The 26,530-nt window shown below is 61.1% G+C and carries 24 protein-coding genes; 4 read left to right on the top strand and 20 right to left on the bottom strand.

Annotated elements, in window-relative coordinates:
- Window positions 1–7: 7 nt before the first annotated feature.
- The 9 genes from AC6HU3_RS07615 to AC6HU3_RS07575 form a co-directional block, all read right to left on the bottom strand.
- Window positions 8–2,419 carry a DUF5723 family protein gene (locus tag AC6HU3_RS07615; protein ID WP_497473174.1) on the bottom strand — a complete coding sequence of 804 codons (2,412 nt, stop codon included), beginning with the start codon at window positions 2,417–2,419 and terminating at the stop codon, window positions 8–10.
- Between the two features lie 10 nt (window positions 2,420–2,429).
- Window positions 2,430–3,488 (bottom strand): hypothetical protein, encoded by a 1,059-nt coding sequence (locus AC6HU3_RS07610; protein ID WP_497473173.1) that lies wholly within the window; start codon window positions 3,486–3,488, stop codon window positions 2,430–2,432.
- 1 nt (window position 3,489) lies between these two features.
- A complete protein-coding gene (locus tag AC6HU3_RS07605; protein WP_497473172.1) occupies window positions 3,490–4,257 on the bottom strand; it encodes a slipin family protein in 768 nt (255 codons plus the stop codon).
- Window positions 4,257–5,576, bottom strand: coding sequence for a cyclic 2,3-diphosphoglycerate synthase (locus tag AC6HU3_RS07600; RefSeq protein ID WP_497473171.1), 1,320 nt, complete (start codon window positions 5,574–5,576; stop codon window positions 4,257–4,259). The genes AC6HU3_RS07605 and AC6HU3_RS07600 overlap by 1 nt, the downstream gene beginning before the upstream one ends.
- A 28-nt stretch (window positions 5,577–5,604) precedes the next feature.
- Complete coding sequence (locus AC6HU3_RS07595) at window positions 5,605–6,189, bottom strand: hypothetical protein (RefSeq protein ID WP_497473170.1); 585 nt, start codon at window positions 6,187–6,189, stop codon at window positions 5,605–5,607.
- Window positions 6,189–7,949: an AMP-dependent synthetase/ligase gene (locus AC6HU3_RS07590; protein ID WP_497473169.1), complete on the bottom strand. Its 1,761-nt coding sequence runs from the start codon at window positions 7,947–7,949 to the stop codon at window positions 6,189–6,191. Before AC6HU3_RS07590 ends, AC6HU3_RS07595 begins: the two co-directional genes overlap by 1 nt.
- Window positions 7,942–8,898 carry a phosphoribosylformylglycinamidine cyclo-ligase gene (gene purM, locus AC6HU3_RS07585; protein WP_497473168.1) on the bottom strand — a complete coding sequence of 319 codons (957 nt, stop codon included), beginning with the start codon at window positions 8,896–8,898 and terminating at the stop codon, window positions 7,942–7,944. The genes AC6HU3_RS07590 and purM overlap by 8 nt, the downstream gene beginning before the upstream one ends.
- A 204-nt stretch (window positions 8,899–9,102) precedes the next feature.
- The gene (locus tag AC6HU3_RS07580) at window positions 9,103–9,903 is read right to left on the bottom strand and encodes a roadblock/LC7 domain-containing protein (protein WP_497473167.1); all 801 of its coding nucleotides are present in this window, start codon (window positions 9,901–9,903) and stop codon (window positions 9,103–9,105) included.
- The gene (locus AC6HU3_RS07575) at window positions 9,881–10,453 is read right to left on the bottom strand and encodes a hypothetical protein (RefSeq protein ID WP_497473166.1); all 573 of its coding nucleotides are present in this window, start codon (window positions 10,451–10,453) and stop codon (window positions 9,881–9,883) included. Before AC6HU3_RS07575 ends, AC6HU3_RS07580 begins: the two co-directional genes overlap by 23 nt.
- Before the next feature lie 433 nt (window positions 10,454–10,886).
- On the opposite strand from AC6HU3_RS07575, the gene AC6HU3_RS07570 reads away from it, so the two are divergent.
- Together AC6HU3_RS07570 and AC6HU3_RS07565 are read left to right on the top strand one after the other, a co-directional pair.
- Window positions 10,887–11,477, top strand: coding sequence for an enoyl-CoA hydratase/isomerase family protein (locus AC6HU3_RS07570; RefSeq protein ID WP_497473165.1), 591 nt, complete (start codon window positions 10,887–10,889; stop codon window positions 11,475–11,477).
- Window positions 11,462–13,744 (top strand): GNAT family N-acetyltransferase, encoded by a 2,283-nt coding sequence (locus AC6HU3_RS07565; protein ID WP_497473164.1) that lies wholly within the window; start codon window positions 11,462–11,464, stop codon window positions 13,742–13,744. Before AC6HU3_RS07570 ends, AC6HU3_RS07565 begins: the two co-directional genes overlap by 16 nt.
- Here the strand turns inward: AC6HU3_RS07565 and AC6HU3_RS07560 are convergent, their stop codons facing one another.
- The 6 genes from AC6HU3_RS07560 to AC6HU3_RS07535 form a co-directional block, all read right to left on the bottom strand.
- Window positions 13,745–14,368, bottom strand: coding sequence for a hypothetical protein (locus AC6HU3_RS07560; protein WP_497473163.1), 624 nt, complete (start codon window positions 14,366–14,368; stop codon window positions 13,745–13,747). It abuts the gene before it with no gap.
- Window positions 14,368–14,676 (bottom strand): winged helix-turn-helix domain-containing protein, encoded by a 309-nt coding sequence (locus AC6HU3_RS07555; protein WP_497473162.1) that lies wholly within the window; start codon window positions 14,674–14,676, stop codon window positions 14,368–14,370. Before AC6HU3_RS07555 ends, AC6HU3_RS07560 begins: the two co-directional genes overlap by 1 nt.
- Window positions 14,654–15,400 (bottom strand): hypothetical protein, encoded by a 747-nt coding sequence (locus AC6HU3_RS07550; RefSeq protein ID WP_497473161.1) that lies wholly within the window; start codon window positions 15,398–15,400, stop codon window positions 14,654–14,656. The genes AC6HU3_RS07555 and AC6HU3_RS07550 overlap by 23 nt, the downstream gene beginning before the upstream one ends.
- Before the next feature lie 334 nt (window positions 15,401–15,734).
- A complete protein-coding gene (locus AC6HU3_RS07545; RefSeq protein WP_497473160.1) occupies window positions 15,735–16,064 on the bottom strand; it encodes a winged helix-turn-helix domain-containing protein in 330 nt (109 codons plus the stop codon).
- Entirely contained in the window at window positions 16,057–16,653 is a 597-nt protein-coding gene (locus AC6HU3_RS07540; protein ID WP_497473159.1) for a hypothetical protein, read from the bottom strand. The genes AC6HU3_RS07545 and AC6HU3_RS07540 overlap by 8 nt, the downstream gene beginning before the upstream one ends.
- 135 nt (window positions 16,654–16,788) lie before the next feature.
- Complete coding sequence (locus tag AC6HU3_RS07535; RefSeq protein ID WP_497473158.1) at window positions 16,789–17,556, bottom strand: WecB/TagA/CpsF family glycosyltransferase; 768 nt, start codon at window positions 17,554–17,556, stop codon at window positions 16,789–16,791.
- Between the two features lie 105 nt (window positions 17,557–17,661).
- Between AC6HU3_RS07535 and AC6HU3_RS07530 the strand changes: the two genes are divergently transcribed.
- Window positions 17,662–19,011, top strand: a complete 1,350-nt coding sequence (locus AC6HU3_RS07530; protein ID WP_497473157.1) for a DUF92 domain-containing protein — start codon at window positions 17,662–17,664, stop codon at window positions 19,009–19,011.
- Entirely contained in the window at window positions 18,990–19,619 is a 630-nt protein-coding gene (gene ccmA, locus AC6HU3_RS07525) for a heme ABC exporter ATP-binding protein CcmA (protein ID WP_497473156.1), read from the top strand. Before AC6HU3_RS07530 ends, ccmA begins: the two co-directional genes overlap by 22 nt.
- Here ccmA and AC6HU3_RS07520 read toward each other — a convergent pair.
- From AC6HU3_RS07520 to AC6HU3_RS07500, 5 genes are read right to left on the bottom strand one after another with little or no spacing between them, the layout of a single operon-like run.
- Window positions 19,616–20,341, bottom strand: coding sequence for a phosphatidylglycerophosphatase A (locus AC6HU3_RS07520; protein ID WP_497473155.1), 726 nt, complete (start codon window positions 20,339–20,341; stop codon window positions 19,616–19,618). The genes ccmA and AC6HU3_RS07520 overlap by 4 nt on opposite strands.
- Window positions 20,338–22,317 (bottom strand): HD-GYP domain-containing protein, encoded by a 1,980-nt coding sequence (locus AC6HU3_RS07515; protein ID WP_497473154.1) that lies wholly within the window; start codon window positions 22,315–22,317, stop codon window positions 20,338–20,340. Before AC6HU3_RS07515 ends, AC6HU3_RS07520 begins: the two co-directional genes overlap by 4 nt.
- Window positions 22,299–23,666 carry a cysteine--tRNA ligase gene (gene cysS, locus AC6HU3_RS07510; RefSeq protein ID WP_497473153.1) on the bottom strand — a complete coding sequence of 456 codons (1,368 nt, stop codon included), beginning with the start codon at window positions 23,664–23,666 and terminating at the stop codon, window positions 22,299–22,301. The genes AC6HU3_RS07515 and cysS overlap by 19 nt, the downstream gene beginning before the upstream one ends.
- Complete coding sequence (locus tag AC6HU3_RS07505; protein ID WP_497473152.1) at window positions 23,656–25,014, bottom strand: NADH-quinone oxidoreductase subunit N; 1,359 nt, start codon at window positions 25,012–25,014, stop codon at window positions 23,656–23,658. Before AC6HU3_RS07505 ends, cysS begins: the two co-directional genes overlap by 11 nt.
- Complete coding sequence (locus AC6HU3_RS07500) at window positions 25,011–26,516, bottom strand: complex I subunit 4 family protein (RefSeq protein WP_497473151.1); 1,506 nt, start codon at window positions 26,514–26,516, stop codon at window positions 25,011–25,013. The genes AC6HU3_RS07505 and AC6HU3_RS07500 overlap by 4 nt, the downstream gene beginning before the upstream one ends.
- Window positions 26,517–26,530: the final 14 nt, after the last annotated feature.

Genomic DNA, 26,530 nt, shown 5'->3' with positions numbered 1-26,530 from the left:
GGTTCCATCAGCGTTTGATCTCGCCCAGGATCCGGAATTCAACCCGCCGGTTCTGCTGGTGCTCGGCTTCCGTCCGGGCGTTCTTGATGATGGGCCGGGATTCGCCATAGCCTTTCGCAATCAGCCGCTCGGGTTCCACTCCCTTGGAAATGAGATAACGCCGGACGGATTCCGCCCGTGCCTGGGAGAGCCGGAGGTTATAGGAGAAGGATCCCCGGGTGTCGGTGTGACCCGCGATTTCCACTTTCACCGTGGGGTTCTCAAGAAGCATCTGGGCGATGGAGTCCAGCACCGGATAGGATTCGGGTCGGAGGGTGGCCTTGTTAAAGTCAAAGTAGATGTTGCGGAAGGTGAAGACCATGGCTTTCTTGAGGAGGGCCATTTCTTTCTCCACCGTGGCCCCGCCCTTCACCTCCACCCTTGCCTGACGCTTGATATAGCGGGTTCCGGGCTTGTCCACCTCCAGACGATACACCCCTTCCCTCAGACGGAACTGCACCACGCCCTGAGCATCTGTGGTGGTGTCCATCAGCACCTCACCCGTTCCTTTCTTCAACACAACGTGCGCCTGGAGGGGCGTGGCCTTCTCCGCATCCACCACTTTCACGATGAGCGTGCCAAAGAGGGGCTGGAGGGCAAAGGTCTTCTCAAGAGGTTCCCCGCCCCGCACAAAAATCTCGTCAGCATGTTCAAAATAGTCGGGATGGCGGGCCACCACACGGTACCGTCCCTCCCGGAGTTTGCCCTTCCAGGTCCCCGACGAGTCCGACCGTCCCTGGATCGGAGCCCGACCCACCAGGTTCAGGGTAAAGTCCACCCTCGCCACCGGTTTCTGCGTTTCCTTGTCCACAAAGTGGAGGACCACCGGTGCCGTGATGGGACGGAGTTTCAGGGTTTCCTCCACGGTCTTGCCCGCCGGAACCTCAAAGGCGTATTCCCGGAAAGCGTAATCCGGGTGTTCCACCTTCACCCGGATGGGTCCCATGACGGCAAGGGAGAACTCGCCCGCGCTGTCCACCTGAACGGGGATCTCCTTCGTCCGGGTATAGACGGTCACCCGCGCCAGCACCGGCTTCTGAAGGAGGGAGTCGATCACCTTGCCCCGGAAGGTGCCCGTGACCGGCCCCACCAGTCCCAGATGGGCATACAGGTGCTCGCCTTTTGCCCCATAACCAAATCCTGAAAGGGAGGTGTACCCCAGATCAATGGTAACGGGACCGGCATGAATCCCGGCCCCCAGTCCGAGACCAAAGCCCACGCGACCCCCCAGGGTCACACCCAGCCGGAGGGGCAGAGCGGGCGCCAGGGCATATTCCACGCCGGCGTCCAGACGGGGTGTGGTGGTGGCAAACAGGTCCTTCTTGAAGCCCTGGGTATAGGTGGCGTGGAGGACAAATTGCGGATAGGACACCGGCTTGAGCCGGGCACCCACCCGCAAAACCGGCGAGAAACGGGTCTGGAAGGGGGTGCCTTCCCGTGTGTAGGCCGTGTCCCGGAAACGCTGCTCGAAAAACGCATCCAGGCTGTCCAGGGTCCCCCCCTGGAAGTCCCCCGTGCGGATGGAGTCGGGTTCCAGAAGCGCCACACCCTCCACCACATTCCGGTACCAGTTGATGAAGCCGAACAGGTTTTCAAGAGACAGGCTCAGGCTGAGCTGGGCATCCACTTCCGTTGCCGCCGAAAGGCCCAGGTTCATCCCCACCCCGGAGGGGGCCACTGAACCCGTGGAATCAAAGGTCAGGAGCCCCGCGGAGCGGAAGTGGGACGAATCGGCACGATAGGTGTAGCCCCGCTGGGAGACCGCCACATACCGGTTCCCCGGATCCACCTCAAACACACCGTGACCCCAGAGGAAGTCCAGGTTCATTCCCAGTTCGATCTCCCGGACGTCCTGAACCCCCAGGAAATCCCGCATCCGGAGGGGGATGCTGTAGCCTGTCCCGATGGCGGTGTAGAGCAGGGCCTGGGCCGAAAGGTCCGTGAAGTCATAGGTCCGGTTGATGAGCACCCCCTCAAAGGCCAGGCGGGCCAGATCGGAGGGAAGGCGGACCTGTGCGCGGGCCGTCGGACGAATGGACAGGGCCCATCGTCCGATGGAAAAGGAGAGAAGAGCGAGATCCGCAAAACTCGTGAGCTCCACAGGACCGTCGGGGAGCTTGTCAAGAAAATCCTGAACCGTGGAGGAAGCCAGCCTGTCGGCAGACATGATCAGGTTCACATCCTGGATGGCAAGCCAGTTCTGGTGATACCCGGCCTGTGCCCCAAGGAGGGAGAGGCTCCAGCGGGGAGCATACCCCAGACCCAGATTGGCCAGTGCAGGGGACGAAAGCACGGTGGTGTTGCCCGCAAGACCCTGGCCCTCCCCGAGAGGAAGCCCCAATCCCCACGCAAGCTGTGTCACAACGAGCAGCACGTTCATCGGTTCCTCCTCACCGCTTCATCAGACTGTCCGGAGTCACGGAAAGTTCAAACTCCAGGTATCCGGAAAAGGCAATCTGGTCGTTCACCGAGACATACACGGTGTCGTTGAGGGCGGGGAGTTCCACCTCCGCAATCATCCGGAGGCTGTCCTGGGTGAGATAGCTGGAAAGGAGCGCCTGGGTGAGCTCCACCCGGAGGGTGTCATAGGCCGGTGCAGAAACGAATCCCCGGTTGTCCAGCTGAGCCGAACTCAGCGTGTCGTCAATGATCTTCGTGCTGTCCGTGCGACCCGGATTGAAAAGCCAGGCCCGGAAGGACGCGCCCACCGGCGCCTGGTTCACCACGGTGATATAGAGGTACGCCCGCCGGATAAAAAGCCCGAACGAATCCGCCCGAGCCGGATCCGCGGCCCGGGACACGTCTTCCGGAATGTCCACCGTCTGAAGGGTGGTGACAATGGTGTCTCCCCTGTAATGGATGGCCAGGGGGATCTCCAGCATCCCATAGGCGGTGTCGGCATAGGCGGGATCCAGAGGATTCACGTTCGAGGAGATGTCAAAGCGGAAGTCATAGGGGGAAAGGGGCACATCAAAGGTTCGGAACACGGTGATGTCCTGGGTCTGGCCCTGCGGAACCGCGATCTGAAGGGTGGTGTCAATGGTGTCTCCGGACGTAAAGACCACAAAAAGTCTTCCTGTCACGGTGGCGTCACTGTTCTGCGGACCTACCACCCGGGCATAGCCCAGGGCCCGAACCCCCACGATCCGGGTGTGAAGACGAGTCCGGGTGGAGTCCAGCTGATCCGGCCATCCCTTGCTGAATTGAATCTGGATGGGCGGAGGAAGGGGGATGTTGACGGTGTCCGCGGACTGGGCGAGGGCCAGGGTGTCCCCCCGCTCCACCACGGTGTACTGCTTGAGTGAGTCCAGGGCCACCCGGAGGAGCACCACGGTGTCAATGGGGATCTGGAGCCGGGTGTCCCACCCCGCGACATGCTGTTTCGGACGTAGACAGCCAGAAACAGCCAGGACCGTTCCAAGCACTATGAGCCCCACATACCTGCGCACATCATACCTCCTTGTTCTCCTCTTTTTCCTTTTTCTCCAGCAAACCGCCAAACAATTCAACCGGGAGGGGAAAGATGATGGTGGTGGTTTTTTCGGTGGCAAGTTCCGTGGCGGTCTGGAGGAAGCGAAGCTGGATGGTGATGGGGTTTTTCGCAAGAATTTCGGCCGCTTCCGCCAGACGCTTCGATGCCTGGTATTCCCCCTCGGCGGCGATAATTTTGGCCCGGCGTTCCCGTTCGGCTTCTGCCTGACGGGCCATGGCCCGCTGCATTTCCTGGGGGAGGTCCACGTGTTTAATTTCCACCGCCGAGACCTTCACCCCCCAGGGATCGGTCTGACGGTCAATGATGGTCTGGAGACGTTCGTTGAGCTTTTCCCGGTGGGAGAGCACCTCGTCCAGTTCCACCTCCCCCAGGACACTCCGGAGGGTGGTCTGGGAGATCTGACTGGTGGCATAGAGAAAGTCCTCCACCTCCAGCACCGCTTTCGCCGGATCCATCACCCGGAAATACACCACCGCATTCACCTTGATGGACACGTTGTCCTTGGTGATCACGTCCTGCGGGGGCACATCCAGCACCACCGTCCGCAGAGACACCTTGACCATTTTGTCAATCACCGGCAAAAGGATGATCAGCCCCGGGCCCTTCACACCCACAAACCGGCCCAGACGGAAGATCACCCCCCGCTCATACTCCCGGAGGACCCGGAGCATGGAGGCAAGAACCATCAAAAGCAGGAGAATCAGGGTGAAAGCAAAGCCACCCATCATCCACCTCCCAGGGCACGACCCAGCACCTCTTCCAGGGTGGGCCGGCCGATTTCCTGCAGTTCATAGCGCACCCGCACAATGGGTTTGTTCACCTGGACCACCCGCGCCAGGGAAATGGGGGTGGCGCTCACCACCACGTCGGCGGGCACGCGGTTCAGGGTTTCGGCAAGGTCGGCAAGCTGCTGTTCGGAATAGCCCACGGCCGGAAGAACCTTCCGGACCTGGGGCCATGCCTCCATGGCCGCCCGGACTGTGCCCACCGCAAACTCAAAGGGCGGCACGATCTCGGCAGCACCAAACCGCCGGGCGGCGAGGTAGCCTGCTCCGAAACTCATTTCTCCGTGGGTCAGGGTGGGACCGTCTTCCACCACCACCACCCGCTTCCCGCGGATGGCGTCCGGATCTTCCACAAAGATGGGGGACGCTGCCTCGATCACCTCGGCCCGGGGGTTCAGCCGGTCCACGATGTCCCTCACCCGCTGGACATCTTCAAAGGATGCCGAATCCACCTTGTTGATCACCACCACGTCCGCCATGCGGAGGTTGGTCTCCCCGGGATGATACCGCAAACCATGGTCTGCCCGGAAAGGATCGGCAATCACGATGAAGAGATCGGGTTTGAAAAAGGGAAAGTCGTTGTTCCCGCCGTCCCACAGCACCACGTCCGCTTCTTCTTCCGCCATCCGGAGGATCTTTTCATAGTCCACCCCTGCAAACACCACGTTCCCCCGATCCAGATGAGGTTCATATTCTTCCCGCTCTTCGATGGTGCAGTTGTAGCGATCCAGGTCTTCATAGGATGCGAAGCGCTGGGCGATCTGCTTCCGGAGATCCCCATAGGGCATGGGATGGCGCACCACAGCCACATTTTTCCCCATCCCTTTCAGGATGTCCGCAACCCGGCGGGTGGTTTGAGACTTGCCGGAGCCTGTCCGCACAGCTCCGATCGCAATGACGGGCTTTGAGGATTTCAGCATGGTGTGCTCCGGTCCCAGGAGCATGAAGCTCGCGCCTGCGGCATGGGCCCGGCTGGCCAGGTGCATCACGTGCTCGTGGGACACGTCGGAATAGGCAAACACCGCATAGTCCACCTTCTTTTCCCGGACGATATTCTCAAGATCCTCCTCCGGGAGGATGGGAATCCCGTCCGGATAGCGCTCGCCAGCGAGTTCCGGGGGATAGAGCCGGCCTTCAATGTCCGGGATCTGGGTTGCGGTGAAGGCCACCACCTCGAAATCGGGATTGTTGCGGAAAAACACGTTGAAGTTGTGAAAATCCCTTCCGGCAGCGCCCAGGATCACCACACGATAGGCCATGGTGCACCTCCTCGGGTTCGGTTTTGTCTCAGAAAATCCTCATGCTTGCGGCAAAGGCAATGGCAAACCGGGTGAACACCGCCTCCACCCCCCAGCCCAGGGCACGGGTGGCATCCATGGTGAACCCGGCCACCACACCCCCGTCGATGTCCCCACCGCTTGCCCGGCCCTGGCCCGTGCTCACCGAATAGAAATAGCCACCAATCAGCGGACCCACATACACCCGCACCGGAGATCGCACATCTTCGAGACGGAAGGTCCAGTGCAGGAGCCCGTGCACGGCCGGCATCACAAGGAACACCCCGTCTCCGATCCAGATGCCCACGGAGGGGACAAGACCGAAATCAAAGAGGATGTCCCGGGTCTTCCGGTGAAGGAGGAAGCTCATGTCACCTTCCAGGCCCAGGAGGGCGCCCTTACTGAAGCCGGTGCCAGCCCGCAGGCCCAGGGTGGTGGACGGACCCATCCGCCACCGTCCTCCCCCCGAAAGGGTGAATCCCCCCACGCCCCGGGTGATGTCGCTGAAGGCCATGGACACGTTCCACTCCGGGGTCCGGGTGGGGGCAATCGGGTTCATGAGGGGAAAAATGGATGCAACCAGCATCACCATCATCACAGTGACCTCCGTTCTTCCACCGGAACCGGGCTCTGCATATACAGAAACCGTTTGATTTTCCGGGTGGTGGTTTTCTCAAACTCTTCTTCCCGGATGCTGAAGGTCCGGGGGCGTTTGTAAGGCGCAAGCTCCTGACTGTATTTCCGGAGTTCCTGCCGGATCACCTCCTCCACGTCCTCTTTCCGGGGGTTGGCCACCCCTTTCTCCTTGAAATACGCATCCAGGTTTTCATAGTTGGGATACACGATCACGTGGATCTCTTCGTCCCCATCGGGCGTTTTGTAGCCCAGGCACAGGATCTCCTCAATGAACGGGGACTGGCCCAGGACGTTCTCCACCTCTTCGGGATAGATGTTCTTTCCGCCCTTGGAGACGATCACATATTTCTTCCGGCCGGTGATATAGAGGTAATCGTCCTCGTCCAGATAGCCCATGTCCCCCGTGTAGAGCCAGCCCTCGTCGTCCAGGATTTCCTTGGTGGCTTCGGGGTTCTTGTAATAACCCTTCATGATGTTGGGCCCCCGGGCGGCGATTTCGCCAATCCCCTCCTCGTTGGGGTTCACAATCCGGATCTCCACGGAGGGGAGGGCCTGCCCCACCGATTCGTTGCGGGGCGCGTCCGGCGGATTGGCGGTGAGCACCGGAGAAGTCTCCGAAAGACCGTACCCCTGAATCAGGGGGAATCCCATGGTCTCCAGGGCTTCAGCCACCCAGGGCGGAAGGGCGGCACCTCCGGAGACCAGATATTTGAGTTCGTCCAGTCCCAGTTTGGCCCGGATGGGTTTGAAGAGGACCTTACCGAGCTTCCTTCCCGAAAAACGGGAGAGATTCCACAGGGTCCAGAAAATCGCCTTCCGGGGTGCCGGGGCGTTTTTGACCTCCCGGAAAATCCCCATCACGATTTTCTCAAGAAGGAGGGGCACCACCAGAAACATGTGGGGGCGGGTGTCGATCATGTCCGCCCGCATCTCCCGGGGTCGGAGGATGGACCGGGAATAGGTGATGGAAAGTCCCCCATAGATGGGCGTGAGAAAGCCGGCCGTGCCCTCAAAGGAATGGTGGATGGGGAGCACGGAGAACACCCGCTCCCCGGGCTGGAAGGGAATGCACTGATACACGTCGCTCACGTTGGACATGATGTTCCGGTGGGTGAGCATCACCCCCTTGGAACTCCCCGTCGTCCCGGAGGTATAGAGGATCAGGGCCAGGTCGTCCAGATTCCGGGGGACGCGCGTTTGAAGCCCCTCGGCCTGGTTCACCAGGCTCCAGAGGTCGGGCACATCGGGATAGGGATCCTGGGAGATCACATGTTTGAGGGTGGGCACGCTCTCCTGAATGTCCAGAAGGGACGAGATATACTTTTCCTGGGCCAGAATCAGATGACTTTCGCTGTGGTCCAGGATGTGGCGGATCTCGGTGGGAGTGAGGCGAGCGTCAATGGGGACCACCACCCCCCCGGCCCATTGAATGGCGAGATAGCTGAAGGCCCATTCCGGACGGTTTTCTCCGATGACCGCCGCGTGCATCCCGGGTTTCAGGCCAAAACGGTTCACCAGGATCCAGGCCAGTTTCTGGACGATCTCCAGGGATTGACGGTATGTGTATTCCCGCCAGGACTTTCCGTCGGCCGCCCGCATCCGAAACAGCACGATATCACTGAATTCCTGCGCACTCCTTTCAAACATTTCCGGTATGGTCATGACCCCCCGGCTGGGTCGGTGGATCTTCATCTTCTTCCGGGCATACCGATCAGGCATGGCCAACCTCCCGGTTTATGTGAACCCCCTCCTTCTCCACCACCTTCCCCATCACCTGGGCCTCCGGATACACTTCCCGCACCTTTTCCACGGAAGAGGGTTCCACCACAAGCACAAACCCCACCCCCAGGTTCCACACCCGGGACGCTTCCTCAAAGGGGACGTTCCCCGTCTCCATCAGCCACCGGAACACCTCCGGAATGTCGTCCAGATGAATCTCCGCCCCCAAACCCTCCGGCAGGGCACGGGGGATGTTTTCTTCGAATCCTCCACCCGTGATGTGGGCGGCCGCCTTTACGGCTCCTGAGGCAAACAATTCAGGCACACGGGGATACAGGCGGGTGGGGGCAAGAATGGAACGCAGAACCTCCTCCGGGGGTGTTGCATGCTCAAGAATCTTCCGGATCAGGCTGTATCCGTTGCTGTGAGGGCCTGTGGAGGGAAGGCCCAGGAGAAGATCCCCGGGCTCAACAGTTTTTCGCCGGGCAAGCACCGTTCGGGTGACCTTTCCGAGGGCAAATCCGGCGAAGTCGAAGGGCACGTTTTCCTGAAAGAACCCGGGGAGTTCGGCCGTTTCTCCCCCCAGGAGGGGCGTGCGGGCTTCCTCCAGGGCCGAAAACACTCCTTCCATGAGTTTCCGGATGGGTTCTTCGTTCTGGAAGGAGGGGAGGGCGAGATAATCATAGAAGGCCACGGGAACCGCCCCCATGGCATAGAGATCGTTGAGGCACATGGCCACACCGTCCCGCCCAGCCACATCCCATTTCTGATGCTGGTGGAGGAGGAGGATTTTGGTCCCCACCCCGTCGGTGGTCCCCACCAGGAGGGTTTCGTCATCCAGAGGAATGCCTGCGGCGAAGGGACCGATGACCTCCCCCGCCCGCGAACGCAACCACGACACCCACCGGCGGGCGGCGTCAAGATGAACCCCCCCATCCGCATATCGCATGGGTCTATTATACGAACCCTCACACGAACCAACACATCAGCCGGTGAACGAGGACAGAACAACCTCCTGGAGAAAATCTACTTATCGCAACGGTCCGACTTCAGGTGCGAATTCAATGGAGATCCCCCCATCCACCATTAGGAGCCAAGAATAAAAAAATCCCCCGGGCGTTTCCCCGGGGGAGCGGTTCTATGCCAAGGAGGGTCAGATCTCTTCTTCAAGCTCTTCCGCGGCTTCGTCCACCTTGATCCGGGCCATCCCGAGGTTCAGGGACTGGTTCCCGATCAAAGCGACAAAGCCGAACTTGGTCCGATACAGGACCAGTTTGTGTTTGTCTTCGCTTTCGATGGTCATGTTGTCCAGAACGCCCCATCCCATGGTGTCCACCACGTTCTGGGCCATGGTCACGGCCTCCTGAACAAAGGCAGCGAACTTCTCCTCATCCACGTCCGCAACGAACCGGCTTGCCAGCACGAGTCCTTCTTCGGAGATGGCCGCCGCCCCCTCGAATCCTGCGATGCCGGCAAGACCTTCCAGGACTTTTTCCACCGGACTGGCCATGATTCCTCCTCCTTGTTCAGTCCCGACCCCGTCACTTCCCACCATCTGCCTCACTTTCTCCTGAACCTCCTCCATCCGGAATGCCGGATTGTCGTCGTTTATAAGTTTATGGCTCTCGTCCAGATCCTTCAACACATCCAGGTACAAAAGATCCAGTCCAGCATGGATGGTTCGTGTCAGAGGAGATTCTGGCAGCTGTTTTAATGTAGCCTGAACCTCATCCCAGGCCAGGATGGTTCGCAGGGCTTTTTCTCCCTCGAGTGAACCCGTTCGTGCATGGATGACCTCACCATTGTCAAAAACAACCTCACCATGATGATGGTCCTCATCCCCTACGATTTCAACCACGCAGGAAATCCCTTCCTGCTCAATGGCTTTCAGCACGGTGTAGGGCGACATGTTGCGGAGAAATCCCAGGATTTCAGCCGAACTTTCCGTTTCCATTTCCCTTCTCCTGGCTGACAACCTGGAGATAAGCCCTTATCAGCGCAGGGTTCATCTCCTCCGCTCCGAGGAGAACTACGGCAAAAGGGGGGAAATGTCGCGAAAGCAGCAGAGTCCTTCCGCCTGCCTGTATGCGAACAAACGTCATACGATTCCGGAAGATAAAACCAATCAACGAACGAAGCCAAACGAGATTGTTTTCGGAGACGATGGAGGGGACGGTGGAAGGGAAAAACAGATCTTCACGCCATGTTGCCATACGGTTGTCCCACACAATCACTCCTTCAATACCTGGAAGATCTTCAACAGCTTTCCGAAAAAGAAGAAGACCAGGAGGATCCGTGGGAATGTCGGACCGTGAGCGGAGAAAATCGGTATCAATGTGCACTCTTTCGTCTGTCGCGATGCGGTAGGAATGCTTCAGGTCCTGGGGAAGAGGGCGAATCAACACCTGCCCGTGCTTCCAGGACAGAAGACGGCGGATCTCCTGGAGACCGGATCCCCAGGTCCCCGTAACTCGAATTACGCTACCTGCCACAACGTCAATCATCACAACCCCTGCATGTTCTGGTGATGAGCACACAAGACGTCCCGTGACCTTTTCCGTAACAACCCACTTCAACAGCAACGAAAAGGGGACGTCATTGAAAGCGAACGCCATACTACGCTTACCGCCAGGAATCCATTTTTTCCGCATCCAGAGCGGATTTCGGGGGGGGGGGGGTAGGGAAAAGAAGCCCTGCTCCTCCCCTCCCGGGGAGCCCCCCCGATTCCCGCGTTGTGGTTGCTTGCTGTGAGCTGAACCTCATCGTATGATTAATATAGTACAAAAGTGGGAGCTTGTCAACCACCTATTGACTCAAATCAGGGCAGGTCCACTTGATGCGATGAATCCCGGAGCAGGAGGAGCATACCCATGTTCCATACAGGGCATCGAAATCCCATTTGACGGTTAGCGCGCCCCTGTGTACAATAGCCACCCCATGATCCAGGTGAAGACACACGACGGCGTTTGGCTTGCGACCTTCAACCGCCCGGAAGTCCGGAACCCCCTGAACCGGGAGGTGCTGCACCGCCTCCTTGACCTCATGGACCGGGCGGAAGCCGAAGGCGTACGGGGACTGATCCTCACCGGAACAGGGGATGTGTTTGCATCGGGAGCCGATCTCGCCGAAATGTCCCGCTTCACGCCGTCGGACGCCGAGGCCTATGCCCGTCTGGGGGCACGGGTGCTCACCCGTATCGCCCTTGCTTCCTTTCCCGTTGTGGCCTGTGTGAACGGGCCTGCGGTGGGCGGTGCCCTGGAACTCGCCCTGGCCGCCCCCATCCGTCTTGCCACCCCCACGAGCTTCATCGCCCACCCCGCCCTCCGGCTGGGGCTTCTTCCCGCCTGGATGGGCGCAACCCTCTGGTTTGCCAGCACGCTGGGCCGGCGCTACAGGCTCCTGCTGTTCACCGGTCGCCGGATTCCGGCCGAAGAAGCTCACCGTCTCGGCATCTTCCACGAACTCCTCCCGGCCGAACGCCTCATCCCCCGCGCACGGGAGATCCTCCGATCATGGAAACCCGCCTGATGCGCCGCCTCCCGGACGACCTCACCCGCAAAGCGGGCGAGGTGTTTCTCCGGTGGCTTCAAGAAACCTGGGAACAGGACACCCGCCGGGTGGTGGCCCTTTTCGGGGAAAACCGGTATACCCTTGCCGGAATCCTCGCCGGGACGGTCGCCTATCGGAACACACGGAAAACCCGGCGCAGCCTCACCTGCGTGTATCTCGCCGACACCTTCTCCTCTTCCTTTCAGACCTTCCGAAAGCACTTTTACCGCCAGCTTCCCGCCCCCCACCACAAAGCCCGAACCTTTCTCCGGGAGGTGGTGTGGGAACGGGCCTGGACCCGCCTGGGCACCACCAACGAAATCCTGGTGCTGGACCTTTCCGAATCCATCTGGCCCAACCGGATGGGCATGATCATGGAAACCCTCCGGGGACGGGGCTTTGCTTTTCTCCTTTTTCCCCGCAAAGACGTGTGGCTCGCTCGGGTGCTCAAAAATCAGGAATACGTGACCAGCTATCCCCACCGTCCGGAGGACGTTCCCCGGGTGTTTGAGCGCTTCTTCCTGGAACGACTCCAGGCACCCGGGATCATGGAAATCCACACAGATGAAGGCTGGTTTGCCTATGAAGATCCCCCGCCCCCGCCTCCCCGCACCCCTCCGGATCATCCCCTGGCCGCCACTGAAGATCAGGTTCGGGCCCTGGAAGCCCTCCATGCCTTTCTGGAAACCGGGGAACACCGCCACCTTCTTTTGCTCGCCGACCGTGGAAGGGGGAAAAGCTATGTCCTGGGCCTTGCCCTGGGGCTCTGGGGAGGGGTGCGCCCCCTGCAGGTGGCCCTCATCATTCCCAACGAAGAAGGGCTCAAAAGCCTTTTTGCTGGGATGGTGCGTGCGTGTCGGTACGTTCATACAGCCTTTTCCCGAAACAACGGCGCCTTCGAGGCGGGGCTGGTGCGGGGGCAGGTGTTTTCTCCCGCCGATCCCATTCCGCCGGGCTTCGACCTCCTGGTGGTGGACGAAGCGGCCGGCATCGCGCTCCCTCACCTGATGCGTCTGGCTCACAGCGCCCCCCGCGCGGTGTTCGCCACCACCGTCCACGGATACGAAGGGACCGGAAGGGGGTTCACGCTGCGGTTCCGGAAAATGCTGGAAAAAGAGGGGGGCCGGGTGGTGGAACTCCAGGAACCCATCCGTTATGCCCCCGGTGATCCGGTGGAGGCCTGGCTCTATCGCACCCTCCTCCTGGATGCCGAACCCGAACCGCTTAAAGACGTGAACGCCCCCCGCAGGGTGGTTTCGCTGAACCGGGAGCGGCTTTTCCTGGATCCGCGGGAAGAATCCACCCTCCGGAGTTTCGTGGGCATCTATGTTCACGCCCATTACCGCAACGAACCCAACGATCTCCTCCTCCTTGCCGATGCCCCCCATGTGGAGGCGTGGGCCCTGTATGCCGGCGACACCCTGGCGGGAGCCCTGGAACTTGCCCGGGAAGGGGGGCTCCCGGAAGACGTGATCGCCGAGCTCCTGACCGACTACGACGCCCACCAGCGCCTCCAGGGCCATATCCTCCCCGCCCTCATGATCCGGTATTACGGAGAAATCGAAATCCCCCGGCAGCCGGGCATGCGGGTGGTCCGGATCGCGGTTCACCCCGATCACTTCGGGAAAGGCCTGGGCAGTGCCCTGCTCGCGGGATACCTTGAGGAGGCCGGAGGATACGCCTGGATCGGCACGTCCTTCGGACTCACGCCGGAACTGGTTCGTTTCTGGCGCCGGCAGGGATTTTTCCCCTTTCACATCGCCCCCGGGCGAAATGCCCGGAGCGGGGAATACTCTTCCGCCTGGATCCGCCCCCTTGACCCCGCCCTTGCGCCGCGGGTGGAGGCCATGGGCAAGGTGCTGCGGCGGCGTTTTGTGGAGCTCCTGGACCGGACGTTCCGGGATATGGAAGGCGAGCTGGTCCTGGAGGTTCTGGAGAGCCTCCCGCCTGTGGAAGGGGAACTGCGGCTCGCACAGGACGCGTGGTTCCGGGTCCGGCTGTTCCGGGATCGCCTCCTTCCGTGGGGAATGGTGTGGGATGTGGCGCGGGCCCTGGCCGTACGCCACTTCCTTCATCCCGAAGAAGACCTCTCCCCCCATGAAAACCTTCTGGTGCTGGAGAACTTTCTCCGGGGAAACGAACGGATTGTGGAGGCCTTGAGTTCCACCACCGGGGACACGCCCCGGTGGTGGAAGATCCGGTCCCACGAACTCTTCAACCGCCTGCTGGACCGGTATGCCCGCTGATCATTCTTCCGTCTCTTCCCCTCCCATGGCCAGGAACACCTGAATCCCTCCCGCTGCGGGGCGAAAGGCGGGAGCGTCCAGGAGCCGTCCCTCCTCCAGTCCCCACGTGTCATCCAGGGTATAGGCGGCGAAGGCATGGAGCCCGAGCATGAGCCAGGATGTGAGGGGGACAAATCCCACCACGCCCACACCTCCAGCAAACCCTCCGGCTCTCAGAACGGAGAAGCGACCGGGATCCTGGAGGAGTTCGTCCATGGTGGGGTCCGCCAGGCGGGGAAAGAGTTTCACCGTATACCCTCCTCCTCCGAGAAGGGCGGTCACACCCAGACGGGAGGGACCCACCGGGAACAACCGCCCCACCTCAAAGAACCCCTGACCCACGGAATAATCCACCACCAGGTCCGTCCCGGAGACTCTCCGGCTGGCGCCATAGCCAAACCCTCCGATGATCCAGGTTTCCGTGTAGCCATAGCCTCCCCCGCCAAGCCCCAGCAGCATGTCGGGAAGGCTGACCCCTCGTCCCTGCTGAAGCCGGTCGGACAGGTCCGTCTGGGGCGACCAGACGCCTCCCACATAGAAGCCGCCGAACCCACCGGCGGCGAGGAGCAAAAGCAGCGTACCCATCACGCCTCCTCCTGTTTGATGGATTTCAAAAAGGCTTCCAGGTTGTCAAGATACTGGAGAAACCGGCGTTTCCCCTCCGGGGTAAGGCGGTAAAGGGTGCGGGGTCGCCGCCCCTGAAAGGTCTTCTCCACCTCAATGATGCCCCCCTTCTCCAGGGTCCGGAGGTGGGAAGCCAGGTTTCCGTCCGAAACCTCCAGGGCTTCTTTCAGCGTGTTGAAATCCGCCTCCTCCCGCTGGAGCAGGATGCCCAGAATGGCAAGGCGCACCCGCTCGTGGAGGAGGGGATCAAAGACTCCGGGATCCATCATGATTCTTTCCCCGTGCAAAGAGCACGAACCCCACGAGCCCCATCACGGCAAACACCAGGGTATAGGCAAGATGACCGGCCACCGGCGCAACGAGCGTCGCGAGAGGAATGGCGAACAGGCTGCCCACGCCCAGCACAAAAATGGCCGGATGATACACCCCCCAGAGCATGAGCATGACGGAGGTCATGTATCCCCACAGAAGGAGAGACGCCACGCCCAGGTGTTCAGGACTCAGGGCGTTCCGGGCGTAGAGGGCGTTGAAGGTCAGGGCCATGCCGGCGGCCATGAACCCGCATGCCCATCCGATCCAGGGGGCGAGGGCATTACGAAGGCTGGTCGTGGGCTTGAACCGTCCGGTTCGCCGTCCGTGCCCATACAGGGTGAGATAGGCGACCACCGCGGAAAGGACGGTGAGGGCCAGGGCCGCCCACCCTCCGAACAGGGCATACCCTCCCCAGGTCACAAGGGCCGCAAGCCCCCAGGCGAGCAGGGAAGGAAAGAATCCCGCCACAGGGAGGGTGGAGAGGAAGAAAGCGGGGAAAAGCAGTTCAGCCCACAGCCCCCGTCCCCTCAGGGCAAGGGCCATGTTCACCGCGCCGTAGAGGCCCCACACCCCGAAATACCAGCTCACCTGCGGGAGTTCCTTCTCCCGACGATAGGCCACCAGTCGAAGGGCATCCACCGTGGCGAGGAGTTCCCGGAGTTCCTTTTCCCGTGCGTCCATCGTATCCTCCTTTGTTCGGGATTTTACTATGCAATACAAAGTATATGGTTTCACACAGAACTTGTCAAGGGGGGATAAATAAGGCCCCCTATCGAGAAAGTCCCGTGGGAAAATCGGCATTTTTCGCGCACGCGACGGTGGGGGTGTCCGAACCCATGCCCGGCAACGCAGGGCGCCGGCGTCGGCACGGAAATTCCGGCGCCGTATCGGCGCGCGGAAAAGACATACCGCGAAATCTTCGGGTGTTCGCAACCTGTCGGGGCGGGGGACCTACCTTCGGCAAAACACGGACACTTACTGTATGGGCATGCAGCGGCCAAGGAAGGCCAGCGATTCAGCCGGAACGCTTTTGTTCTCCCGTGCGGAGAAGCTCGCCCATCACCCGGAAATAGGTGTCCATGGCCTTTCGGCCGTCCTTCGTCAGACGCACCAGGGTCCGGGGGCGCCGGTTTTCAAATCGCTTTTCGATCTCAACCAGACCGTGTTCCTCCAGTTTGGCAAGATGCACCGAGAGGTTTCCCCGGGTGAGTCCCGTCTGCCGGTGGAGGAAGGTGAAGTCCGCCTCTTCCACGCCCAGGAGGGTGGCAAGAATCGCGAGGCGGGCGGGTTCGTGGACCACCCGATCCAGTTCCACGAGCTTTCGGGGCAGGTGCTTTTCAGTCATGTTGCTCCTCCACCGGAAGGCGCAGCACCCGGGCAAAACGGACGCCCCCCGAAAGGATATATCCCAGGCCCAGAAGGATCAGGATCTCGTGGACCAGAAGCTCAAGAGGCAGTCCCCCGATCGCGCGAACAATGCCATAGACGAAGGCGATCCCTCCCAGGACCGCAAACCGAACGCGTCGGGTATGCCAGGACACCGAACCTACCACGCCAGCCAGGAAGAGTCCAAGACCCAGCGTCTGAAGAAGAGGCCAGGAGGAGAGAAAGAACATCAGGAATCCCGTGAACGCCGCACCCAGCGCCATCCATGCGACGGGGTGGGTGGCACGACGGGGCTTGCTGTAGCCCGTCCGTTTCCAGGTGATGGATCGTTTGACCCACTGAATGGCGAACCAGGTGAAGAACACGGTCAGGGAGAGCACGGCCATCCAGGCAACCTTCCAGGATCCAGGGGCTCCCGGCATCCAGGCGACTCGCCCCACACCCCCGAGGAGCACCATGCTCACACCGCCCACAAGCTCCGGCACCCCATCCTCCCACCAGGCCGCCCGGGCCTGATAGAGGGCATCAGGATAGGCATGCGGTCTCATGGCGTCCCTCCTGTTTTCTGGCAGACTTGTTTATATTATAGACATATCTATGGGATTTGTCAATCCCCGCAAGCGGGTCCGGAGCGGGAGGCATCTCACGGCTGGGGAAGACGGGGGCAGTGCAAAACTTCGGAGTTACCTCTCGAAAAGGTCCCGGATAATCCGGGGCATAAGGAGCACGGGCTCAAGGATATACCGCCGCCACAGTCTCCGGGGCTCGGTGAGCAGGCGGAACAGCCACTCAAGCCCCAGTCGCCCCGCCCAGCGGGGAGGGGTGGGAACCGCCCCTGCCACATAGTCCATGCACGCCCCTGAAGGCAATATCACCGCCGGAGGGAGGCGGTGCAGATTGTCCAGCACCCAGAGCTCCTGACGGGGCATGCCCATGCCCACCATGAGGATGTGGGGGGCGTAGGAACGAATGCGGTGGATGACTTCCTCGTTATCCTGCCCGTGGACATCGAAATACCCGTGATGGGTCTGGATCTGGAGATCAGGATACGCGCGTTTCAGGACAAGGGATGCCCGCTCCCCCACACCCGGCCGCCCTCCCAGATGGAACACCCGGTATCCCCGGGATGCCGCCAGTTCCATGAGAGGATGGACCCAGTCCGCATAGGTCACCCGGTGATCCGGCCGGGCAGGAAAACCTTTGAGACGGGCCAGCCACACCAGAGGCATGCCATCGATGTGGATGCGATCGGCCCGGGCATAAAACTCCCGAAAACGGGGAAGGTGGTGAAACAAATACACACTGTGAAGGTTGTGGTTGGCAATAATATAGGGGCGTCCCGCGTCCACACCCTCCCCCACCGCCCTCTGGAGATCCTCCAGCGTGAGCAGTTCCACCTCCACCCCGAGGATCCGAATTCGCTCAAACCGAGGGTGTGCAATAGATTCCATGGATTGTGATTGTAAGGGATTTTTCCCGCACAATCTGCGCGTGAAACCCTGACACCACGGGTGCTCGTTGGCAATTCAGTCCCCGGGCTGTATCCTTTGCCCATCATGAACGCGGTGGTGTGGTTTGTCCTCGGGATTTTCCTGCTGGTGGTTCTCCTTGAAGTGACGGAACGGAGCGGCTGGCTCCCTGCCTGGGTGGCGCGGAAACTCCTCCATATGGGGGTGGGGGGGCTCGTGCTGCTCTATGCCCGGACCGGACCATGGGACACCCTGATCGCGATTGCTCTCGGGTTTGCCTTTTTGAACCTCATCGAACGCCTGGTGCATTTCACCTCCGTGTCCCGATCTCAACCGGATTCCTGGGGAACCGTGCTCTTCCCGGTGGCCGTGGCCTGGCTTGCCTGGACTCATCCTCAGGATTCTGTGTTTTTCTATGCCCTTTCCGTCATGTTTTTCGCAGACCCTCTGGCTTCCTTTACGGGCAAGCTCTTTCCCCTCCGCCCGATGGGGCCCAAAAGCCTGGGGGGAAGCCTGGTCTTCTTCTTCACGTCCTTCCTGATCGGGCTACCCTTCTTCAACCCGATGGAAGCCGCCCTGCTCGCGGGCCTTGCCACGCTCACGGAAGCGGTGAGTGACCGGGGTCTGGACAATCTCCTGGTTCCCCTTCTCCTCGCCCTGTGGGTGGACACCCTCCGGACCCATCCATCCACGCTCTATGAAGGGCTCGCGTTTGCCACGCTGGTGGCGCTGGTGGCCTGGTGTTTTCGGGCCCTCACCCTCCGGGGTTCGGTGGCCGCAGGTGTGCTGGGGCTTCTCATCTGGAGTGTGGGCCGGTGGCCTCTTGCCCTTCCCATCCTCCTCTTTTTCGCCCTGGGGAGTCTGGCCACCCGCCTCCGTCGAAAAGAGCGATCGGAGATCCGAACGCCGGTGCAGGTCCTCGCCAACGGGTGGGTGGCTGGTCTCTTCGCTTTTCTTTACCACCTGCATCCCCATCCCGCCTATCTGGTGGGGTTTCTTTCCGGCGTGTGTGAGGCGGCCGCGGACACGCTGGCCACCGAAACCGGAGGGCCTCGCCCCCGGGATATTCTCACCGGACATCCCGTCCCCCGGGGCACAAGCGGAGGGGTCACCCATCAGGGATTCCTGGGCGCCCTTGTGGGGAGTCTTCTCGTCGCCACGAGCGGGGCTGTGCTCTCCCTTCCGGGAATGGTCCTTCTCACCGCTGCCCTGGCCGGTTTTGCTGGAAACGTGGTGGACTCCCTTCTGGGGGCAAGACTCCAGGGCCGATGGCGGTGCCGGGTGTGCGGGAAGGAGGTGGAGACTTCCTGGCACTGCGGCCAGAAAGCCATCCATGTTCGGGGATGGCGATGGCTGGATAACAACGGCGTCAACGCTTTGTCGGGATTCTTCGCCGGACTGGGAGGTGCTGGACTGTGGCTGTGGTTGAACTCCTGAAGGCAGGCAAACGCTACCGGCGCACCTGGGTGTTCCGAGGTCTGGAGTTTTCCTGGGACGGCGGTTTCCTCCTCATCACGGGTCCCAACGGCCAGGGCAAGAGCACCCTGCTCCGCCTCCTCGCCGGACTTTCCCGACCCACACGGGGAACGGTCCGGGTGCTGGGGAACGATCCCTGGACGTCAGAAGAGGTTCGGGCACGGGTGGGATATGCCGGACATGAATCGGGGCTGTACCCTTCCCTTTCAGGGAGAGAAAACCTGGAGATTTTCCGGCGACTCCAGGGAGGACATCCGGACGTCCTGGGATCCCTTGCCGAATCCCTCGGGGTGACCTCCTTCTGGAACCGCCCGGTGCGGGAATATTCTGCGGGGATGAAGAAAAAGATCGCCCTGATCCGGGCTTTGCTCCACGCGCCGGATCTCCTCCTGCTGGATGAGCCCTTTTCCGCCCTGGACGTGGAATCACGGGAAACTCTCTGGAATTTTCTTGAAGATCAGGTTGCACGGGGCACGCATGTGATCCTGGTGAGCCATATCACGGAGCGGATCCCGGCAGGAGCCACCCGCATCCAGCTGGCGGGCGGACGTCTCGAGGCCCTGGATTAGAAGAAACTCAGCACACCCCGGGCCAGCACCACCGCAAGGGCCGCCGCACCCACATCATCCCAGAACACACCGCCGGGCAAACGCTCCAGTGCGCGGATTCCGAGGGGTTTGACGATGTCCGTGATCCGGAACAGGAAGAAATAGAGGAACAGGGCCGGGAGGGTGTGGGGGAGGAGGGGTGCAAAAGCCCAGAAGGCCAGCGCCTCGTCCAGGATCACCCAGGGGGGGTCTTCTTCGTCTCTCGTCCGGTGGTAGGCTGCCCAGCCCACCACCAGCCCAAAAAGCACCGCGCCCACCATTCCCGGGTAGGGAAGGGGATAGAACCAGTAGATGCCAAGGGCCAGAAGCGACCCCCATGTGGCCGGAGCCATGGGAATTTTGCCTGCACCCAGATGAAGCACGGCGCGCTCGATGATTGTCCCCACCGAAAGGGGAATCACCGCGCCCATGAGAAGCCCGGCAAGATCCGTCCCAAAGTCCATCCACTCAAAGCTTCGCTGGGGAAGGAAACCCTGAACGAATTCCAGCCCAAGCCCCGCAAGCCCATACAGCCCGAGACCCCGGACCCCCCTCAGGGGTCCTTGATCCCTCCGCACATAAAATCCGATCCAGAAAAAGGTGAGGAAATGGAAAACCTTGTCCATGGGAAGACCGCTTTGAGGCGTGGAGAGGGGAAGCACGCCGAAGAGGAACACCAGGGACAAAAGCAGAGCCGGAATCAATGTCGCAGAAACAGTTGATAGAGTTGAACGATGGACGAAAGCCCTTCATACACCGAGTTGGGGTTTTCCACAAGCTCCGGTCGTTCCTGAAGGAGCTGGATGAAGGCATCCACGATGTTGGGGTCGAACTGACTCCCGCGGTTTCGGGCGAGTTCCCGTAGGGCTTCCTCCACCGGCATGCCCTTCCGGTACGGGCGGTCCGAAATCATGGCATCAAAAGCATCGACGACCGAAAAAATCCGGGCCAGATAGGGGATTTCTTCTCCCTTCAAACCGTCCGGATACCCCTTGCCATCAAACCGTTCATGGTGATGGACCACCACCTCCAGGGCTTCCCGCAAAAACTCGAGGTCGTGAAGGATCTCCTTTCCAAGCACAGGGTGCCGTCGCATGACCGCCCATTCCTCCTCGGTGAGGGGACCGGGCTTCTGTAGGATGTGATCGGGAATACCAATCTTCCCGATGTCGTGGAGCATGGCACCCCAGTAGAGGGTGAGGAGATCCTCGTCCGAAAGGCCCACCTTTTTTCCAAGGGCCAGGGCCAGAGCAGTCACCCGGGCAGTGTGCTCGTGGGTTCCGTGCTCCCGAATGGCCAGGGTTCGCATCAGAAGGTTGAGCATGTCCCGATAACTGTGCAGGAGTTCCCGGTCCTTTTTCATTCGGTCGTACATGTGCATGGCCACGTGGGTGAGGGTTTCCAGGAAGTCGAGGTCATCCACACATGCCATGGGATAGGCAGAACCCAGCGCAATCACGCCCAGCGGCTCGCCCGAGGGCAACACCAGAGGAATGCCCACACCAAACCGGAGGCCCTTCACATACGGAGACGACCCCAGACGGGGGTCCTGCTCATAGTTTTCGGACACCACAATCTTCCCCCGGTTGAGGGCGTGCCCCGCAAGGCCCTGATGCCGATGAAAGCGCATCCCTTTGAGATCCTGCCATGCCCCCCGGGATTCCACCACTTCCAGTTCCCGGCCATCCGGGCTGAGAAGCAGGGCCGCAGCCGTGGGGGTGGCACACAGGTCCAGAAAAAGATCCAGCAGGTGGACCACAAAGGACCGGGCATGCTGGATATCCTGAAAGGAACGGGCAAGCCGGACAAACCGATCCAGCTGGGCTTCGTGGGTGGAAAGGCGTTCGATTTGCTGGACGGCCATCCTTGCCCAGGAAAGGGAAACGTAGAGATCGTTCAGGGCCGAGAGGGTCAGGGGATGGGGCGGCGAAGAGAAGGCGATCACCAGCGCTTCCGCGTGGGGTTCCTGAAGGAGGGGCAGAAGCATCCAGCTGTGGGGAGCATTCGCCCGGAGCACCTCCTGAAAGAGGGCGGGAAAGCCGGGGTGCATGTCTCCCGCATGCACCATCACGGGACTTTCCGGGAGGTGCACCGGAGAAACGAGGTTCTCCGTCCAGACCCGCTCCGGTGTCCGAACTTCCAACACCTCGGGTGAGGTGAGGCGGAGGAAGAACACGTGGGCTCCCGGAAAGAGTTCTTCCATCTCCCGAAGCCATTCCACCCCGAACACATCCCCCGGTGGAAGCACGCCCCGCCGGATCCGGGACACCCGATCCCGCATGCTTTCGGTGAGGCGAAGAATCTTCTGATCCAGCGTTTCGTCCAGGTGAAGGCGCCAGGCGGCAGCCAGGGGAGGAAGCAGGGCCGGAAGTTTCGCAGGGGGCTTGCCCTCCACCACCCACCAACCCAGGAGGATGTCCCGGTGGATCACCGGGAACACACGAAAAACATCCTCTCGAAAGGCTTCCCGAATTTGCTCCGGTGAATACTCCTCCGGCGGACGACCAGAGAACCCCGGGGAGCTCCAGACCATGCGGGTGGGATGATGGGGAGGGTGCATCAGAATCAGGAGAGAAGGAACACCTGTCGCTCGTTCCAGCTCTTCGGGGAGGCGATGAAACGCGCCACGCTCCACGGCATCAAGAAACTCGGGGAATGCGTTCACAAACGCATCCTCCACCGGGTCCCCTCCGGCGTGTCTTCCAGGAGAATCCCCAGTTCTCCAAGCCGATCCCGGATCCGATCGGCCAGATCAAAGGCGCGGGCTTTCCGGAGTTCGGCCCGGACCTCCACCAGGAGATCCACCAGCGCCCGGGCGGATGCCGCAAGCTCCCGGCGCTCCACCCGGAAACCCAGCACGTCCAGCATCACAAAGAGGGCCCGGGCCAGGGTGGCGCCCCGATCTGTATCCCCTTCTCGAAAGGCTACCTGAGCCTGATCCAGTGTGGAGAACATCACCCCCACCGCCTGGGGCGTGTTGAGATCCTCCCGGAGGGCTTCTTCAAACGCCGCGAGGACTGCGTGATCCACCGGTCCCTCCGGAAATTCGGGAAGGTCCTCCACAAACCGGACCACCCGGTCCCAGGCCTTCCGGGCTGCCTGAAGCCCCTCTTCCGTATAGTCCATGGGGGTGCGGTAGTGGTGCTGCAGGAGATAGAGGCGAACGGCCTCGGGGGGATGATGGGCAAGTACCTCCTTCGCCCGGAAAAAGAGCCCGGTGGACTTGGACATTTTCTCCCCTGAAAGCTGCAGCATGGCCACATGAAACCAGAGCCGGGCAAAGGGCCGGTCCCATGCCGCTTCAGACTGGGCGATTTCGTTTTCGTGATGGGGGAAGATGAGATCCGTTCCCCCTCCGTGGATCTCAAAGGGCTGACCAAGATAGTGGGTGGACATGGCCGAGCATTCGATGTGCCATCCTGGCCGGCCTTCTCCGAAAGGTGCATGCCAGTAGGGTTCCCCCTCCTTCCGCGCTTTCCAGAGAGCAAAGTCCAGGGGGTTTCGTTTGTGGGGGGAAGGTTCCACCCGTGCGCCCGCAATGAGATCGTCCAGCTTTTTCCCGGAAAGTTTGCCATACGTGGGAAATTTCTCCACAGAGAAGAACACCCCATCCGGCGTGGCATACGCCACCCCGAGGGAGAGAAGCCTCTGGGTCAGCTCCACGATCTCCTGGACGTGAAGGGCGGCCCGGGGGTGGACATCGGCGGGGAGAAAGTTGAGGGTTCGGGCAACATCCAGGTATTCCTCGATGAACCGGTCGGCGATTCGCCGCCAGTCGGTGTCTTCCCGGTGGGCCCGCTGGATGATCTTGTCATCGATGTCCGTGAAGTTCTGAGCATACGTGACCTCATAGCCCAGAAAGCGCAGCACCCGGCGCAGGATGTCCGCCATCAGGAAGGTCCGGACGTGGCCCATGTGGGGGGAGTCCTGAACGGTCATGCCGCACATATAGAACCGGACCTTCGGGGCGGGAACCGCCTCCACCCGGCGGGTCAGGGTGTTGTAGAGCCTCAGATCCTTATCCGGCAAGGGCCCGCTCCACGAGATAGAGGAGAGGGAAGGGATAGAGTCCGAGATACAGAACCGCCAGGGCCATCACCTGCACCACGGACACGGGGAGCACCCCGAAGGACGCATGGCCTTTCCCTTCCGCCTCCATGACCATCTCGGCCACCGGACGCATGTAGTAATAGGCCGAGATCACCCCGTTCACCAGGGCGACGATCCCCAGGAGGATGTGACCGGACCGGAACACTTCATAAAAGAGGATGGCTTTGGCCGAGAACCCCGCCGTCCCGGGAATGCCGGCAAGAGAAGCGAGAAACAGAAAGAGCCCCACCGCGAGATAGGGATGGCGCCGGGCAAGCCCCCGGAGATCTTCCAGGGTGGGATGCGGCGCGATGAAAAGGAGGCTCCCAAAGGCCCCGAAGCTCATGAGCACATAGGTGGCCACATAAAAGCCGATGGCCCGGAGACCGGCCACGGGCGGGGAGACGAGAAGGGCCAGGAGGAGATATCCTACGTGGGCAATGGTGGAATAGGCCAGCATCCGCTTGAGTTCCGTCTGTCGCAGGGCCACCCAGTTCCCCCAGAACATGGTGATCACCGCAATCCAGGGAAGGGCCTGCTTCCAGAAGGTGCTGTCCGCCGTGGCCAGGAACACGCGCACGAGAAGGAGAAACCCCACCGCCTTGGGCGCAGCGTTCAGAAACGCCACCACCGGGGTGGGAGCGCCCGCATACACATCCGGGGTCCAGAACTGGAGAGGGAAGGCGGCGATTTTGAAAAACACCCCCGCCGCGAGGAGCACCACGGCGACCACCGCAAGGGGCTCGGGATTGAAGAGGCGAAGGATATCCGGGAGAAAGGTGGTGCGGGTGAGGAAAAAGAGGAGGACGATGCCCATCCCCATCAGGGCGGACGAAAAGGCCCCCAGGAGAAAATATTTCACCACGCTCTCTGTGCTCCGAGCATCCGACCGGAGATAACCCACCAGGAAATAGAAACCAAAGGTGATGAGTTCCAGGCTGAAAAAGGCGGCCACCAGGTCCACACTCTTGGAAAGAAACAGCATCCCCAGCAGGGTGGCCAGGAGGAGAACGTCCACCTCCCGGGGTGCCGAAGGAGGCATCAAGAGGAGAAACAGCAACCCCGAAACCAGAACCAGGAGATCAAAGAACCGGACAAAGGGGGTCACACTTAGGGCATGAAAGAGCACACCGTCCGACGCGGCATAGAAACTCCCGCCCACCAGCACCAGGGCTCCGAGGATGGCGAGATAGCTGATCAGCCGGGGAACCCGGCGGGAGAAAGCGGCGCCAAGCAAACTCACGAGGAGCGCTCCGGCAAGAAACAGTTCCGGTGCGAGCAGGTTCATGGGTGAACCTCCTCATGAAGGGACGGCCCTTCCGGTATCTCATGGCCGGAAGTTCGGTCCTCAACCTGAAGAAGGGTGACAAGACGCTGGGCATAGGGCTCCGTGAGGCGGAGGAAGGGACGGGGATACACCCCGATCCAGATCATCATCACGACAAGGGGAAGGAACACCAGGATTTCTCTCAAACGCAGATCGGGCAGGGGATCACGGGGCGTGTGAGGGGTGAGGAAAAGGACCTGCCGGGTCATGTGGAGGAGATACACAGCGGCAAACACCACCCCGAACACCGCAAACACCGTGAGCACCGGCTTCACCTGAAAGCTTCCAAACAGGGCGAGGAATTCCCCCACAAAGCCGTTGAGCCCCGGAAGGCCGATGCTCGCAAACACCGCAATCCCCAGGAGGAGCCCGAAGGTGGGCATGTCCTTCGCCACACCGCCATAGGCCTCCATCAGCCGGGAATGCCGCCGCTCATAGAGCACACCCACCGCGAAGAAAAGCGCCCCCGTCGTGATGCCGTGGTTGATCATCTGGAGCATGCCGCCCTGAAGGCCATAGAGGGTGAAGGAGAAAATCCCCAGCACGATGAACCCCATGTGGGCCACGGAGGAATAGGCAATGAGGCGCTTCATGTCCTTCTGCACCCAGCTCATCCAGGCCCCATACAGGATGCCCACCACCCCCAGGGCCATCCAGACCTCCGCATAGGCCCGGGCGGCCTCCGGGAACAGGGGGAGGGCAAACCGGAGCATCCCGTAGGTCCCCATCTTGAGCAGCACCCCCGCAAGGATCACCGAACCAGCGGTGGGCGCCTCCACGTGGGCGTCGGGCAACCAGGTGTGGAAGGGCCAGACCGGAACCTTGATGGCGAAGGCGATCATGAAGGCCCAGAAAAGCAACGCCTGGGTTTTGAGGGGCAGGGAGGGGGCGTGAGAAAAGAGGGTGGAAAGATCAAAGGTGTGGAAACGGAACCCCAGATAGAGGATGCCTGCCAGGAGGAAGACGCTTCCCGCCATCGTGTAGAGGAGAAACTTGAAGGCTGCATACCGCCGCCGTTCGTGCCCCCACACCCCGATCAGCACGAACATGGGAAGGAGCTGGAGTTCCCAGAACAGGAAAAAGAGCAGGAGATCCTGGGCGGCAAACACGCCGATCATCAGGCCTTCCAGCACCAGCATGGCCGCGATGTAGGCGGGAATCTGGTCCCGGATATAGGTCCAGGAGGAGAGAAAGCCCAGGAACACCAGGCCGGTGGTGAGCAGGATCAGGAAGGTGGAAAGGCCGTCGGTGGCAAGGTGGATGGACGCGCCGATCTGGGGAATCCAGGGGATCTGGAGGGTGAAGGCCTGCGCATCCGGAGGCGCCTGGAGAAGGGTGAGGGAGGCGAGGAAGGTCACCCCCGACCACAGGGTGGCAAACCCCCAGAGGGCTCCCCTTTTTCCGGAGAGAAAGGGGAGCACGAGCACACCGAGAATGGGAAAGACCACCAGAAACCCAAGCATTCAGGCCTCCTTGA

It is taken from the genome of Caldifarcimen microaerophilum, assembly GCF_055387105.1.
This window is presented reverse-complemented; position numbering and strand designations above follow the sequence as displayed.

Coding starts and splice junctions, on each gene's coding strand:
- AC6HU3_RS07615 (WP_497473174.1), bottom strand. CDS start 2,419: ATGAACGTGCTGCTCGTTGTGACACAGCTTGCGTGGGGATTGGGGCTT.
- AC6HU3_RS07605 (WP_497473172.1), bottom strand. CDS start 4,257: ATGGGTGGCTTTGCTTTCACCCTGATTCTCCTGCTTTTGATGGTTCTT.
- AC6HU3_RS07600 (WP_497473171.1), bottom strand. CDS start 5,576: ATGGCCTATCGTGTGGTGATCCTGGGCGCTGCCGGAAGGGATTTTCAC.
- AC6HU3_RS07595 (WP_497473170.1), bottom strand. CDS start 6,189: ATGATGGTGATGCTGGTTGCATCCATTTTTCCCCTCATGAACCCGATT.
- AC6HU3_RS07590 (WP_497473169.1), bottom strand. CDS start 7,949: ATGCCTGATCGGTATGCCCGGAAGAAGATGAAGATCCACCGACCCAGC.
- purM (WP_497473168.1), bottom strand. CDS start 8,898: ATGCGATATGCGGATGGGGGGGTTCATCTTGACGCCGCCCGCCGGTGG.
- AC6HU3_RS07580 (WP_497473167.1), bottom strand. CDS start 9,903: ATGGAAACGGAAAGTTCGGCTGAAATCCTGGGATTTCTCCGCAACATG.
- AC6HU3_RS07575 (WP_497473166.1), bottom strand. CDS start 10,453: ATGATTGACGTTGTGGCAGGTAGCGTAATTCGAGTTACGGGGACCTGG.
- AC6HU3_RS07570 (WP_497473165.1), top strand. CDS start 10,887: ATGATCCAGGTGAAGACACACGACGGCGTTTGGCTTGCGACCTTCAAC.
- AC6HU3_RS07565 (WP_497473164.1), top strand. CDS start 11,462: ATGGAAACCCGCCTGATGCGCCGCCTCCCGGACGACCTCACCCGCAAA.
- AC6HU3_RS07560 (WP_497473163.1), bottom strand. CDS start 14,368: ATGGGTACGCTGCTTTTGCTCCTCGCCGCCGGTGGGTTCGGCGGCTTC.
- AC6HU3_RS07555 (WP_497473162.1), bottom strand. CDS start 14,676: ATGATGGATCCCGGAGTCTTTGATCCCCTCCTCCACGAGCGGGTGCGC.
- AC6HU3_RS07550 (WP_497473161.1), bottom strand. CDS start 15,400: ATGGACGCACGGGAAAAGGAACTCCGGGAACTCCTCGCCACGGTGGAT.
- AC6HU3_RS07545 (WP_497473160.1), bottom strand. CDS start 16,064: ATGACTGAAAAGCACCTGCCCCGAAAGCTCGTGGAACTGGATCGGGTG.
- AC6HU3_RS07540 (WP_497473159.1), bottom strand. CDS start 16,653: ATGAGACCGCATGCCTATCCTGATGCCCTCTATCAGGCCCGGGCGGCC.
- AC6HU3_RS07535 (WP_497473158.1), bottom strand. CDS start 17,556: ATGGAATCTATTGCACACCCTCGGTTTGAGCGAATTCGGATCCTCGGG.
- AC6HU3_RS07530 (WP_497473157.1), top strand. CDS start 17,662: ATGAACGCGGTGGTGTGGTTTGTCCTCGGGATTTTCCTGCTGGTGGTT.
- AC6HU3_RS07505 (WP_497473152.1), bottom strand. CDS start 25,014: ATGAACCTGCTCGCACCGGAACTGTTTCTTGCCGGAGCGCTCCTCGTG.
- AC6HU3_RS07500 (WP_497473151.1), bottom strand. CDS start 26,516: ATGCTTGGGTTTCTGGTGGTCTTTCCCATTCTCGGTGTGCTCGTGCTC.